This is a genomic window from Clostridia bacterium (genome assembly GCA_026414765.1).
Lineage (GTDB): Bacteria > Bacillota > Clostridia > Acetivibrionales > DSM-27016 > SKW86.
Map to the genome: position 1 here is coordinate 1 of JAOAIJ010000049.1, position 13482 is coordinate 13482.

Sequence of the window (13482 nt, forward strand, 5' to 3'; positions counted from 1 at the left end):
CCTGGTTTTAAGCTGGGCACTCACCAGTGTTACTCAGGAACTTGGGTTTAACAATCTAGTTAGTGAAGGATTTATAAGAAGTATTCCGAAGTTTTTAATTCCAGGAGCATTGTTTCTGATATCAGGAGTTATCTCATATACTATCGGCTCGTCCTGGGCAACGTGGGCTTTAATGATGCCTTTAGCCGTTACATTTTCCTTAAATTCTGGGGTTAATATCACAACAATGGTTGGAATGTTTTATTAATTCCCACAGTTCATTCAAAGCTGTCATTTACCACTTTCTGTTTCATACGGCCAATCAATTATTCCTCCAAGGTTATATACGTTTGTATATCCCATTTTGACAAGAGTCTCTGAGGCTGTAACGCTGCGCCTTCCACTCCTGCAATAAACAAATATAGTTGCATTCTTATCAGTAAGCTTTGCGGGAGCTTCCTTTTCGATGACATCTACAGGGATCAACAGGCTGTTAGGGATATGCTTTTCATCATATTCCTCTTGAGTTCTTACATCAAGTAATATACTCCCCTTTTCACTTTCAAGACGCTTTTTCGCCTCTTCTGGTTTAATATTTGTATAACTGGATGCTTTACTTGGATCAGCTTGAGAAGATACTGCCTTTTGAGAACCCCTATTATCCGCTGTACTACATGCAGCAAATCCTATACTTATCAGAAGCAAAACAATAGTAATCATGACTTTTCTCAAATCTAATACCTCATTTCTTGTTTTTATGGAGCATCAAATTAGAAACTGTATTTATTGGGCATACAGTGCACCAGGTTCTCGGTCTGAAAATCCAAGCCAGCAAAAGTCCCAGGACAGTAGTTGTAAACATCATAGAATATAATCTGTACGACAGATGCACTGCCCAACCTGGTATGGAAGCTATATCTAATAGCTGTGGCATACTCCATGGTAATTTAAAAGCAAATAAAAATCTTACTATTTCCATAGGTTCTCTTCTACCAACAGACACCATAATCGTAGACATGGTAAGTACAAATAGGTTAAAAATGAAGTAAATTAACACAACCCATTTTGCTTTACCACGTGTTAACCAGCTTGGACCTGCCTTTCCTGTGAGTGAACGACTACTAAATAGTACATTAAACAAACTGGCCCTTGGACAATATTCCTGGCACCATGTTTTTCTTCTGTCTTTTGCAAGAAAAATAAATGGCAACAGAAGACAGGCGAAGCCAATCCACGCAAAGATTATATTAAAGAATCCAAGAGCAAAAAACAATATTGTTATTATGAATAAATAATTTTTCCAGCCTCGTTTCACTCTTACCACCATTTATCCCCTCTTATTTATTGTAGTGTACTTGCATTGAGCCCCCCGCTACTCTGCCTGAATAGCACGCATTGGGCAGAACATCACACACTTCTTGCATTTAATGCATTTTTCATCATCAATTGTTGGCAATCCATTCCCACTTTGCTGAATTGCTCCTACGGGACAGACCTTTGTTGACGGACACTTATGATTTTGTGGGCATAAATTCTTATCAACTGTTATTTTCATAAAATGCACTCCTTCACAACCTATTTATTTTTCTGTTTACTATACCCCCAGGGGGTACATCTATATTATACGAGGTGGACAATATCATTGTCAATCATTATATTCAAATATTACGATATAATGCATGAATCATCAAAAATTTGAGTATTAGGAGTTACACTTTATTAGATACCCCATATAGGTATACAACGAGGCATAAACGGATTTGTTATCTGTATCTATTTATTATAATATATAGATATAAATAATAAATGGGGTGTTTTTATGCTGATTATCGTAGGATTTATGACATGGACTACTGCAATATTTACAAATATCTATATTAGCAAACTCCTTAACGGTAAGTCATATTGCATTTTAAACAAGCTAAATCTACTGGCAAAATTCTTTTTTATACTATTTGCCCCCTTTATCAGCATAAATCTTTTTATAAAATACATGTTTAGAGAATCATGTGATATATCAAAAAATCTTGTATCACTTGAAGTGAAGTCCTGCACTAGCTGTAATAATTGTAAATATGAAAAGTGTTCAATATATGATCTTAAGGTTCGTAATAAAATGCTCTGTAAGGGGCAATTTTATAGAAAAATTCCGGCATAAATACAAAACATTTGATATGTAAACTACTCCAATATAGAATGCTCTTTTTAAAAAAACTTCCATATACAATAATATTCTGCATCAGTTATATCCGGGTGGCAGCTTAATGCTTTTGTTTCAATCTCTGACTCAATGCCTGCTTCCTTTAGTGCTGTTTCTGTATTTTCCTTTAATGTCACACAATTTTTGCATCCAGAGCCTAAAACCTTAATTACAATAACAAATCTCTCCTTAATACCTTATTTTAAAATCCTAGATAGAACATATAAAATGCTATAAGCAGGATAACCGACCCCATTAGTATTCTCAATACTTTACTTGTACCACCATATTTCTCACTCGAAGACAGCTTATGCACGAAGCCTACAGACGTTCCCGCAATCAGCACTAAAAAGCTGTGTCCAATAGCATATAACAGCAAAAGAAGCACACCCCAAAACAGATTCCCTCCCTTTGCCACCATTGCAAGCAATACTACCAGAACAGGCGTTGCACATGGAGAAGAGAAAAAGCCTCCTAGTATTCCGGCAACAAAAGCTCCTAAAAAGCCCCGTTTTGTACTTTTGCCTATTGCATAGGAGGATGGGATGAAGTTATATACCTCCCATGTCTGCAGAGCCATCAAAAGCATAAGTATTCCAAGAAGTATATACCACCATGAACCTGTTCCCTGCACGAGTCTCCCGAGAATAGATGCAGTTGTTCCTAAAATAGTAAAGGTTACTGCCATTCCTGCAGAGAATACTACCGACAGCCAGAAGGCTCTTTTTGCATCCCTCTGCCCTGTTCCTCCAACATAACCTATAACAAGCGGCACACTCGTAAGGGCGCATGGAGTTACAGATGTAAGTATGCCGGCAAGGAGCGCCAATAATGGTGCAAGCCATATGTTTGCAGAAATAGCTCCTGAAATGGTCTCAAGCCATTGATTGATCACAGCATCCATTATTTCATCCCCATTTCCTTGAGAACGTCCAACAACTGGTCCTTTGTCATTCCACCCTCATGTGCCGTAAACACATGCTCACCCTTGTCTTTCGTTGTATACATCTTCATTTGGCTGGCTTGCGGGTCTTTAGGCTTGAATGGCTTACCGTTTGCGTCAATGAAAATCTGTGTTGGTATCAGACTTATAGGATATCCCTGAGCCAACTCCTGATACTTCCGCACATCAACAAATCTAATAATTGCCTTCCCCTTTAACTCCTCATTCAACTCTTTTAATATAGGAGCCATTTCCTTACAGGGAATACAGGAATCCGCGCCAAAGTCTATAATAATCGGTAGTCCATATGACTTAAGCTTCTCAATGTCGATTTTTTCTGTAACATGAAGCTCAAAGTCTGCATTGCCAGACCCAGCTGTCTCTGCATCCTTTTTGTTATTCTTTATAACCCATATTCCAATAAGAACGCTAACAATAAGAATTGGAACAATTATTTTTAGTGCAATTCCTTTTTTAGAGTTCACAGTGTTATTTTCAGTCATCAACAGCCCTCCGTTTATTTTAAATTAGTAGAAAGCCAAAGGAGTTAAAGACATAGCCAATGATAATTATTCCCAAAGTAACAATACCCGCAAAGATAACCAAAAGCTTCGCCTTAACCACATTCTTCAGCATGATCATGGATGGAAGCGAAAGTGCAGTAACAGCCATCATAAAGGATAATGCCGTACCGATTCCCACACCCTTTATAACCAATGCTTCCGCGATAGGCAGTGTTCCGAAGATATCTGCATACATTGGAACACCAACAATAGTTGCCAGTAAAACGGAGTACCATTTGTCCTGACCGAGTACTGCAGAAATAACAGACTCTGGAACCCAGTTGTGTATGGCAGCACCTATCCCAACACCAATCAGGATATACATCCAAACCTTCTTGATTATATTCAGCACCTGCTCCTTTGAGAAGTCTATCCTGTCGCGGAAAGTCAACTCACTCTGCTCCGCTTCCAGAACCTTATTACTAAAAACAAAGGGCTCCACGTATTTTTCAAGCTTTAGTTTGCTGATAACAGTACCCCCGATAACCGCCAGTATAATGCCTACAATAACATAAGCTATGGCAATTTTCCAGTTGAATATGCTTGCAAGTAGTATCACAGAGGCCAAATCCACAAGCGGTGAGGATATTAGAAAAGAAAATGTAACCCCTATAGGAAGCCCTGTACTTGTAAATCCAATAAACAACGGAATGGAAGAGCAAGAGCAAAAGGGTGTGACAGTACCAAGCAGCGCACCTAATATATTTGCAGATATACCATTGTACCGGCCTAATATCTTCCTTGTCCTCTCTGGAGGAAAAAAGCTTTGTACATATGAAATTACAAAGATCAACACTGAAAGCAAAATAAATATCTTTATTACATCATAAATGAAGAAGTGTATGCTTCCGCCCAATCTTTGCTGAGTACTCAACCCAAACACCTTTTCCACCAGAAGCCTGATCAGGCTGGATAGCCACTCCATTTTAAGCAGCTGATTATTCAACCATTCAAATACAAACAAAAAACCATCTCCCTTTAGCCACAGCAGCTTGAACCTGAGCAACAGCCTTTTCCTTTATTGTCACTACAGCAAGCCTCATCTGCCACATCTTTCTTTCCCGGTGGAACCCAACCAGTATTATCCCCAACATACTCAATCGCCCCAACAGGACACAGATTTCCGCAACCGTGGCATCCTTGAACACATCCTTCAGGATGCACAACCACAGGACATGAGGCTTTTAATTCAAACACACCGTGAGAGCATTTGTTGAAGCATGCTCCACATTCAGTACAATTCTCATAACTGATTACCGGATACCATGTTTTTGACATATTTTTTGTCCCCTCTCATATAACTTATTTATTCTTTTCCAATGAAGACTTTGTTTCCTCTATTTGCCTTAATATGATACCTTCTGCAATATCAATCATCTGGTACACTTCAGGGCTTTTTATTCGGTATATTACCATAAGTCCGTCTTTTTTACTGTCAACAATACCTTGGTTTTTCAGCACGGATAGGTGTTGAGATGTATTGGACTGTTCCGACTCCAGTTGCGGCAGTATATCGCAGACGCACAACGGCTTTTCCTTAAGAAGTCTGACAATCTGAAGCCTTGTCGGATGCGATAAAGCTTTAAGAATATTCGAAATTAGCTGATTCCCCATATTTGACATAAGTATTTCTCCATTCTAACAGGCTATTCGCCAATCTTTCGTTCAATTAAATCCTTTATCTTAATTATCTCTTCATTTGTTATATCAAACTTTCCAGGCGTTTTTTCTATGCCTTCCTCAGTTACTACAATATAATGGTCTACGTTTATTCCTACATGCAGGGCCATTTTCTTTGCACAAGATACCGGACAGCCGTCAACCACTATAATCTTCTTCGCTTGCTTGGCAGCCTCAATAATACCCGGAATGTGTCCGCCAAGTCCTGCAAGACAGTACATTTTCGCCTTGCCTTCCTTAGTGATTTCAAGAGCGGCATTATTCGAAATTTGACCTACATTCGCTCCCCCTCCAGAGCATGCAAAAACCATAATTTCAGCAGGTTTGCAGATACACGCTTTAGACATAAAATTCAACCCCTTTCCCCTTTAATATTTTTAGTATATTAGTTTTTGCTAATATACTAAAAATATTATATTCCTCATTCCATGAAATGTCAATGCAATTTAATTAAATAAAAAAGGGCTACCACTGCAAAATAAGAAAGCTGATAGTCCCTTAATATGATTTAGTTTTCGAATACAAAAATATACTATAAAACTTAGGTATTTTAGCCTGTTTTGTAGCCTTTCAACAATATGAAATATGCCAAATAAAATCCTGCGTTTTTGGGAATTACCATTTTTCATTATGCCAAACAAAGTTTTCTGTTTTTATAGCCCTCTAGGCATAACCCCAAAGCCCCAAAACGTTCCATATCATGCCATTCCAAGAAATCCGCCAAAGAAATACTACACTTTTGTTAGTGATGTAACTGTCTCCACGTGCTCTATCCAATACAGTTTTATAATATCTTTAAATCAAGATTTGTAACTGTTTATTTGCACCTAATGCAATTCCATGCCAAGTTTACTTAACTCCAATATGGAAATGCCAATAGGCACTTTCATTAACTTGAATTTCAGATCATTAAAATGTTTGGGTAGAAAATAAACAATTTTGACGTAAATTAGCAAGAGTATTTAGTTCGTCAAATTGCTCTTTTGTTCAATATAAAGGTATTCGTCGAGCTTCAGGAATTATGGGGTAAGTTTGCTCATAATCTCATATTAATGATTATTCGGCAGATTGTAAAAACTCCCCCATATTCTCAACCTTAATTCCATCTTTTATGTATCGCTCTAACATCTTATTTAGTATGTTTTTATTAACAGAAAACAAGCAGTCTTTAAGTACAACAACATGATACCCCCTGTTTACTCCTCCAAGAGAAGTTTTGTATACGCAAGCTGATGCATCCGCTCCGACAATATACAAAGTATCTATCTGATTATCTATCAGATACTTTTCGAAATTGTTTTCCGAAAAAGAATCAGACCTCAATTTACTAAATATGTTGTCAGACTTAATAATCATTTGGCTACTTAATGCAGAACCCTTGCTATTTGCCTTATACATTCCTCCGGTCAAGAGAGAATCAAATATATTGGAGTATTCTTGCTTAATGTAGATAATATCCATTCCATTTTCGGCTGCGTACTCTATGGAAGTATTGATATTTTGTATTAACTCTTTTGAATTGCTGTATTGTGGAACATTTAGTGTATCTTCTTGAATGTCAATAACCAGCAGAGCTGCTTTTCCATTTCTGTAGTCAGCAATTGTTTTACCAGTTGTTGCAGACGACAAAAAAAGTATTCTGCCCGCAATGACAGCTAATATAGAAATCATAATACAAGCAATAATAATCAATGCTTTTTTACTTCCTTTCAATTTCTGTTTCATTTATTTTCCTCCTCTAGCGCCTTTGGCGGCGTAAGAATCGTAGCTAGTATATGAATCTTTTGATTACCGGGAAATTTTGTATTCTTTGTCTGATACTTCTTTACGATGTCACCGATCTGACGGCTCATTTCCTGCAATTCTTCCGTGGTAGCATAGATTGGAATCGCACTGAAGCCGGAGCCATCTTGAAGAATATTGATTGACTCTTTTTCAGAATAGTCTTGAAATTCTTTTAACAAAGCCATTATAATGATATTTTACCTAATATGATACATTATCAAGTTACTTATTTTCGTAATGTTTTTCTATATATCCTTCAAAGTAATAGTTTACGTAATAATGTACAAGACAAATGGCTATTGCCAGCAGCAATAGCCATTTGTCTTGTACATTAGAGTTTTTTATATATTGAAAGTCGAATTTTTATAGCAATTTCCTTGCACCTAATGCAATCTCATACCAAGTTTACTTAATAACAAATCACATAATCCATTATTTTCAACGCTTCCAAGTCTCAATATGTTCAGTTCTCACCCACATTTACTAAACCCGCAATTCCTGCAAATTACACATCCACCCTCATGTTCAAGCTTCTTGCCGCACTCAGGACAATATGACATAATGGTAATTTCCAAACTCTCATTTTCTTCTAACGGGTTTGCACATGCTTCCCTCATTGAACATATCGAACAGTTAGATTCACAATTAGCTGTAGGTCTTGGAATTACCTCACTATCTGCAGAAATCAGCTCACTGGCCAACTCCTCATCTTTTCCATTCTGAAGCTTTGCAACCTTTTCAATCAGCCTGCCTATTGCATCGGGGCAGGACATAACCTTCAAACCTTTCTGCCTTATAGTAGACGGGCATCTAATACCTTTTAACTGCTCTACAATAGAAGCAGCATCTATACCCGAACGCAACGCAATAGATACTAATCTACTGGTAGCCTCAGACTGTGAAGGGCATCCCCCAGCACGTCCGGTATTAGTAAATACTTCACATATGCCATGCTCATCATAATTAACGGTGATATACAAATTTCCACAACCGATTTTAACCTTTTCAGTAAATCCAGTAGTAATATCCGGCCTATGACGGGGAGCTATATTTATTTGTTCTTTGATTGCCTGTTTTCCATTGGATGCAGATTCATCTTTCCCTTTTACCTTGCCTATGTTCAGCACCTGCATATCTCTGCTTCCGTCACGGTATAAAGTAACTCCCTTGCAATACATCCTATGTGCAAGTATGAATACATCCTTTACATCATTAGTAGTAGCATCATGACATAGATTCACTGTTTTTGAGACAGCATTATCTGTATACTTCTGAAAGGCAGCCTGCATTTTAACATGTGCCTCTGGAGAGATATCGTGTGCTGTAACAAAGACATTTTGCACTGATACAGGTATTTCGGAAAAGCCTTTGATTGTTCCGTTTTTTGCAATTCTCCTCATCAATTCATCTGAATAAAAACCATCTATAACGGCAATTTGCTTGAATAACGGGTTTACTTCCAGCAATTCTTCATTATCCATTACGTTCCTTATGTACGATATGGCAAACAAAGGTTCTATACCGCTTGATACACCTGCTATTATGCTTAAAGTACCTGTTGGTGCAATAGTTGTTGTTGTAGCATTTCTGACTCTTATCCCAAGTTCTTTGTAAATACTCTTTTCAAAATACGGAAACACACCTTTTTTTTCTGCAAGGTTAATTGACGCTTTTCTTGCTTCTTCCTGAATATGATGCATAACTTTTTCTGCCAGGTTCAGTGCTTTTTGTGAATTATACGCAATACCCAGCTTGCAAAGCATATCTGCCCATCCCATAACCCCCAGACCTATTTTCCTTGTTCCTCTGGTCATCTTATCTATCTCAGGAAGAGGATATTTATTTACATCTATAACATTATCTAGAAAATGCACTGCCTTCCATACTGTTTTTGTTAATCTTTCATAGTCTACATCGTGTTTATTTTCTGAATGTCTTATCATCAGACTTAAATTAATTGATCCCAGATTACACGCTTCATAAGGAAGCAATGGCTGTTCCCCACATGGGTTGGTACTTTCTATCTCACCTAAATCAGGTGTTACATTATCCTTATTAAGCCTGTCGAGAAATATAATACCAGGTTCGCCATTTTTCCAGGCCATATTTACTACAACTTCAAATACATCTCTTGCGTTAAGCTTTCCAACAACTTTTTTGTAGTGTGGGTCAATAAGTTCATAATCCCGTCCTTCTTCTACAGCTCTCATAAATTCTTCGGTAATACCAATACTTATATTGAAATTTGTTATATCCGAATTATCTGCTTTTGAGGTTATGAAATCCATTATATCAGGATGATCAATCCTTAATATTCCCATATTGGCGCCTCTTCTAGTACCACCCTGTTTTACAGCTTCTGTTGCTGCATTAAATACCTTCATAAAACTAACAGGCCCACTAGCCACACCACCTGTAGAATTAACAGCTGCTCCTTTTGGCCTCAACCTTGAGAAACTGAAGCCTGTACCTCCTCCGCTTTTATGTATGAGAGCTGCATTTTTTATAGTTTCAAATATGCCTTCCATTGAATCTTCTATAGGCAATACAAAACAAGCACTAAGCTGACCCAATGGTCTCCCTGCATTCATTAACGTAGGTGAGTTAGGTAGAAATTCAAGATTAGACATTATTTCAAAAAAATCATCTTCAATTATCCTAAGCTCATCAGCTGAAACGTATTCTGCATCAGCAGCTGCCACAGCCTTTGCTACCCTTCTGAACATGCCTTCCGGGTTCTCAAGCAGCAAGCCATGTTCATCTTTTACCAGATATCTTTTTTCAAGCACTTTAACAGCATTCTCTGACAAATTCATAGAACAGCCTCCATAAAATATTTTCATAGGTAATCTGAACATCTATCCTATCGAAAAATACAACCAAAAAACTTTTTATTTAGTTTATTCTCTTTAGTACAGTATCTAATTTTAGACGTAATATTTAATATACAAATACTGATCAACAATATAATAATATTTATAATAGCAGTAGAATATCACTACATTTTGTGTACCACCTTTATCCTAATACTGTATATTGTATCATTTTAAAAAAACAAGTCAATAAGAACCAAGAGACTTTTCATAGTAATTAAGACCTATTGAATAGTAGAAAATATGCAAATTAATCTAAACACAAACAAAGAGCATATCCATGGATATACTCTTTGTTTGTGTTTATTCTTTTAAAAATGCGGATTCCGAATAGGTATTATTGGCATCCCAGAAAATCCATTCCTCATATCCCGCATCGTATACTGCCTTAATCTGCTGTCGCACCTGTTCAGGACCATATTTCATATAATATCCTTTTCCAAGCCACGTAGCGGTAAAATCCTGAAGGTATGGTCTAACCTTCGCTTTATATCCTTCAACCTTAGCTATCCTATCATTAGCTTTCTTTAAGGTATTGTATACTACACCATATGGCTCAAAGTCAGGCTTCATATACTGAATTCCATTTACCTTCTGACCTACAGCATAGTGAGATGGGTAAGCCATAGGGGAAATATAGTCAATATCTTTTCCCACATATTCCAGATACTGTCCTATTCCTTCTGTATCAGCAGGGCTTTCACATATTATGCCGAATACATCAGCAGATAATATTACACCAGGAAGTTCTTTTTTTGCATATGCAAGAAACTCATTTATTATTTCATGCTTCTGCTTATCCGTTTTTCCAAAATACATTGCTTTTTTATCACCGTCATTTGCAAATCGGATATAGTCAAATTGAATCTCATCAAAACCTTTCTTAACACCTTCTCTTGCTATTTCGATAATATACGGCCACGAATCACGGTTATAGGGGTTTAGCCAGGTAAGCTTCTTTCTATCTTTCCACAATCCCCCGTTAGCATGCTTTATTGCCAAATCTGGTCTTTTTGATGAAAGTATTGGGTCTTTAAAACAAACAACTCTGCCAATTACATGTATACCATTATCATGGAATGCTTTTATTACCTTATCTACATTATACTTCTTTTCCCATGCCTTTATTTCCCTTACTGCAGGAATACTTGATTCGTACCCAACCAAACCATCATCGTCTTTTATATCGACTACATAGGAATTTATTTCTGTAGTTTTTGCTAATTCCACAAAATGCTCAACGTTCTTCATACTTCCTACAGTCCATCCCGTAAGGTATAATGCTTTAGCCTTAATAGGAGCTTTAGGATTTGCGCTGGGCTCACTAGCTTTTGTCCCCTGATTTTGCGTATTGGTATTACTATTGGTTACCTCTTGTTTTGAAGTATTATTCTTTGTAGTCTGTTGTTGTGTAGTTCCCTGATTCTTGTTATTATTCCTAGTACCCTTATATGCAGCTACCGAACCCCCAATTATGAGGATAATAACCGCTGATGCAATTATAACCCATAAAACGTTTTTTTTCATAAGTAACCAACTCCCCAGCATTTTTTTTGTTTTCTGCGTAACTGAAATATTTTATGTATACTTCTTAAATTATAATTATTACATATTTTTTTGTCATGGGAAATTACTTCCTAAGTCCTGATAAAAAAAGCTCTTTTATAACTATATTCTACAATCTTCAAATAATTATTTAGTTAACAAAATATTAATTATTAGTATACAAAAAGAAAAAAAGATACCTGATATATATATCGGTATCTTTATTATTTCGTATTTATCCAATAGTTTATTCCTTAACCAAGGCCTCTTCTGTATATGTATTTTTTCCATCCCATAATATCCATTCTTCGTATCCTGCGTCATAAACTGCCTTAATTTGCTGCTTTATCTGTTCAATACCATATTCTTGATAATACTTTTTGTTTTTTATGTACGTAGCAGTAAAGTCTTGCAAATACGGCCTCATTTTTGCTTTATAGCCCTGTACCTTCGCGATTTTTTTCCCTGCCTCTATTAAAGTATTATAAACAACATCATAAGGTTTCAAATCAGGCGCAGTGAAGTTTACACCATTGATTTTCTGTCCAACACCGTTACCCATTATTCCCTTTCCCGCATTTGCATAATGCGATGGATATACCATAGGACATATATAATCTATATCCATACCTACTCTTTCTATAACTTGTCCTATACTATTACCGTCCTTCGGACTTACACATACTATTCCAAATATATCTGCCGAAACCGGTACTCCTTTTTTTTCTCTTAATTCCTCAGATGCCATTCTTAAGAAACCGCATATTGCATCAGCTTTAGATATTTTTTCAATTCCATAATCAACCTCTTTACTACCCGCAGTAGGAAATCTTACATAATCAAACTGTATTTCATCAAATCCTATGTCTATAGCCTCTTTTGCTATATCAATATTATATTTCCAAACATCCTGGTTAAACGGGTTTGTCCATTTTGTGTCCTGTTTGTTTTTATATTCTCTCCAAAGTGTCCCTTTAGGGGTTTTGATAGCCAGATCTGCTCTTTTTGATGCAAGTCCGTCGTCTCTAAAACATACTATACGCCCTATAACGTATATATTATTGTCATGCAGCTTTTTTATTACTTTTTCAGGATTATAAAATTTTGTAAATAGCCCATTATTCTTAACTTCAGGAATTTTTGATTCGTAATTAACCTTACCCGCTTCTTTTATATCTATTACTATTGCATTTAGCTCAGTGCTTTTTATAACTTCGATAATATGATCCAACCTTTTTTCAATGCCCGCAAACACACCTGTGTAATATACAGCTTTTACTTTTTCAGTTTTTATATGCTTATCACTTTTTTCAATATTTTCTTTGTCAGCACTTTTATTGTCCGACTTTTCCTCATTTTCCCTGTTCAAAGGTATTTTCTCTTGTTGAGAAGTATTTATTTGGGTAGATTCGTCTTGTTTGCTGACTAAAACTGCATTTTTATCTGTTCCGGATAATACAAATAATAAAATAGCAGCGCCGATACCGGCTACCAAAACAATTAAAGAAAATATTACTTTTTTATTCTTATACATAGTTGCCCCTTTTTTATGTTTTTTATTTTAGTCGTCAGTAAACAATTTATCAGATTTTATATACAAAAACAATATTTATAGCAGCTTTTGCAGCAATTTTACTAAAATACCTTTAAGTAAATATTAATAAATAAAAAAGAGAAAGACATATGTCTTTCTCTTTTGGCTCCTCAAGTAGGACTCGAACCTACGACCCTGCGGTTAACAGCCGCATGCTCTACCGACTGAGCTATTGAGGAATATAAATCTGGCAGAGACCTACTTTCCCGGGGCGCTTCCACCCAAGTATCATTGGCACTGAGAAGCTTAACTGCCGTGTTCGGTATGGGAACGGGTGTGACCTTCTCGTAATAACCACCAGAAAGTTCAAATCGTAATAA

Annotated in this window: 16 protein-coding genes, 1 tRNA gene and 1 rRNA gene; 1 reads left to right on the top strand and 17 read right to left on the bottom strand. The window is 36.5% G+C overall.

Annotated features, from left to right (window positions below; all coding sequences use genetic code 11):
• A partial coding sequence (locus tag N3I35_18685; protein ID MCX8132112.1) for a Na+/H+ antiporter NhaC family protein occupies positions 1-247 on the top strand: 247 nt, incomplete at its 5' end.
• A 23-nt stretch (positions 248-270) separates the two neighbouring features.
• On the opposite strand, the gene N3I35_18690 is transcribed toward N3I35_18685, so the two are convergent.
• From N3I35_18690 to rrf, 17 genes are all read right to left on the bottom strand, one after another.
• Positions 271-711, bottom strand: a complete 441-nt coding sequence (locus tag N3I35_18690; protein ID MCX8132113.1) for a rhodanese-like domain-containing protein — start codon at positions 709-711, stop codon at positions 271-273.
• A 10-nt stretch (positions 712-721) separates the two neighbouring features.
• On the bottom strand, positions 722-1306 hold the full coding sequence (locus tag N3I35_18695; protein MCX8132114.1) for a hypothetical protein: 585 nt from the start codon (positions 1304-1306) through the stop codon (positions 722-724).
• A 45-nt stretch (positions 1307-1351) separates the two neighbouring features.
• Positions 1352-1534 (bottom strand): 4Fe-4S binding protein, encoded by a 183-nt coding sequence (locus tag N3I35_18700; protein MCX8132115.1) that lies wholly within the window; start codon positions 1532-1534, stop codon positions 1352-1354.
• A gap of 650 nt (positions 1535-2184) precedes the next feature.
• Positions 2185-2355, bottom strand: a complete 171-nt coding sequence (locus N3I35_18705) for a thioredoxin family protein (protein MCX8132116.1) — start codon at positions 2353-2355, stop codon at positions 2185-2187.
• A gap of 26 nt (positions 2356-2381) precedes the next feature.
• Positions 2382-3083 (bottom strand): cytochrome c biogenesis protein CcdA, encoded by a 702-nt coding sequence (locus N3I35_18710; GenBank protein ID MCX8132117.1) that lies wholly within the window; start codon positions 3081-3083, stop codon positions 2382-2384.
• Positions 3083-3625, bottom strand: coding sequence for a thioredoxin family protein (locus tag N3I35_18715; protein ID MCX8132118.1), 543 nt, complete (start codon positions 3623-3625; stop codon positions 3083-3085). The genes N3I35_18710 and N3I35_18715 overlap by 1 nt, the downstream gene beginning before the upstream one ends.
• Positions 3626-3644: 19 nt before the next feature.
• Positions 3645-4649, bottom strand: a complete 1005-nt coding sequence (locus N3I35_18720; GenBank protein MCX8132119.1) for a permease — start codon at positions 4647-4649, stop codon at positions 3645-3647.
• 14 nt (positions 4650-4663) lie between these two features.
• The gene (locus N3I35_18725) at positions 4664-4963 is read right to left on the bottom strand and encodes a 4Fe-4S ferredoxin (GenBank protein MCX8132120.1); all 300 of its coding nucleotides are present in this window, start codon (positions 4961-4963) and stop codon (positions 4664-4666) included.
• Between the two features lie 24 nt (positions 4964-4987).
• Positions 4988-5308: a metalloregulator ArsR/SmtB family transcription factor gene (locus tag N3I35_18730; protein MCX8132121.1), complete on the bottom strand. Its 321-nt coding sequence runs from the start codon at positions 5306-5308 to the stop codon at positions 4988-4990.
• Between the two features lie 23 nt (positions 5309-5331).
• Complete coding sequence (locus N3I35_18735) at positions 5332-5712, bottom strand: putative zinc-binding protein (protein MCX8132122.1); 381 nt, start codon at positions 5710-5712, stop codon at positions 5332-5334.
• Between the two features lie 709 nt (positions 5713-6421).
• Complete coding sequence (locus N3I35_18740) at positions 6422-7090, bottom strand: cysteine hydrolase (GenBank protein MCX8132123.1); 669 nt, start codon at positions 7088-7090, stop codon at positions 6422-6424.
• Complete coding sequence (locus N3I35_18745; GenBank protein MCX8132124.1) at positions 7087-7218, bottom strand: hypothetical protein; 132 nt, start codon at positions 7216-7218, stop codon at positions 7087-7089. The genes N3I35_18740 and N3I35_18745 overlap by 4 nt, the downstream gene beginning before the upstream one ends.
• 402 nt (positions 7219-7620) lie before the next feature.
• Positions 7621-9966, bottom strand: a complete 2346-nt coding sequence (locus N3I35_18750) for a vitamin B12-dependent ribonucleotide reductase (protein MCX8132125.1) — start codon at positions 9964-9966, stop codon at positions 7621-7623.
• 360 nt (positions 9967-10326) lie between these two features.
• A complete protein-coding gene (locus N3I35_18755; protein ID MCX8132126.1) occupies positions 10327-11550 on the bottom strand; it encodes a putative glycoside hydrolase in 1224 nt (407 codons plus the stop codon).
• A gap of 265 nt (positions 11551-11815) precedes the next feature.
• The gene (locus tag N3I35_18760; protein MCX8132127.1) at positions 11816-13102 is read right to left on the bottom strand and encodes a putative glycoside hydrolase; all 1287 of its coding nucleotides are present in this window, start codon (positions 13100-13102) and stop codon (positions 11816-11818) included.
• 163 nt (positions 13103-13265) lie between these two features.
• A tRNA-Asn gene (locus tag N3I35_18765) sits at positions 13266-13341 on the bottom strand.
• 6 nt (positions 13342-13347) lie between these two features.
• Positions 13348-13464: ribosomal RNA gene (rrf, locus tag N3I35_18770) — 5S ribosomal RNA — on the bottom strand.
• Between the last annotated feature and the right edge of the window lie 18 nt (positions 13465-13482).

Bases quoted from the DNA above. Each gene is read 5' to 3' on its own strand.
- N3I35_18695 (MCX8132114.1), bottom strand. From the start codon at position 1,306: ATGGTGGTAAGAGTGAAACGAGGCTGGAAAAATTATTTATTCATAATA.
- N3I35_18700 (MCX8132115.1), bottom strand. From the start codon at position 1,534: ATGAAAATAACAGTTGATAAGAATTTATGCCCACAAAATCATAAGTGT.
- N3I35_18710 (MCX8132117.1), bottom strand. From the start codon at position 3,083: ATGGATGCTGTGATCAATCAATGGCTTGAGACCATTTCAGGAGCTATT.
- N3I35_18715 (MCX8132118.1), bottom strand. From the start codon at position 3,625: ATGACTGAAAATAACACTGTGAACTCTAAAAAAGGAATTGCACTAAAA.
- N3I35_18725 (MCX8132120.1), bottom strand. From the start codon at position 4,963: ATGTCAAAAACATGGTATCCGGTAATCAGTTATGAGAATTGTACTGAA.
- N3I35_18730 (MCX8132121.1), bottom strand. From the start codon at position 5,308: ATGTCAAATATGGGGAATCAGCTAATTTCGAATATTCTTAAAGCTTTA.
- N3I35_18735 (MCX8132122.1), bottom strand. From the start codon at position 5,712: ATGTCTAAAGCGTGTATCTGCAAACCTGCTGAAATTATGGTTTTTGCA.
- N3I35_18740 (MCX8132123.1), bottom strand. From the start codon at position 7,090: ATGAAACAGAAATTGAAAGGAAGTAAAAAAGCATTGATTATTATTGCT.
- N3I35_18745 (MCX8132124.1), bottom strand. From the start codon at position 7,218: ATGAGCCGTCAGATCGGTGACATCGTAAAGAAGTATCAGACAAAGAAT.
- N3I35_18750 (MCX8132125.1), bottom strand. From the start codon at position 9,966: ATGAATTTGTCAGAGAATGCTGTTAAAGTGCTTGAAAAAAGATATCTG.
- N3I35_18755 (MCX8132126.1), bottom strand. From the start codon at position 11,550: ATGAAAAAAAACGTTTTATGGGTTATAATTGCATCAGCGGTTATTATC.
- N3I35_18760 (MCX8132127.1), bottom strand. From the start codon at position 13,102: ATGTATAAGAATAAAAAAGTAATATTTTCTTTAATTGTTTTGGTAGCC.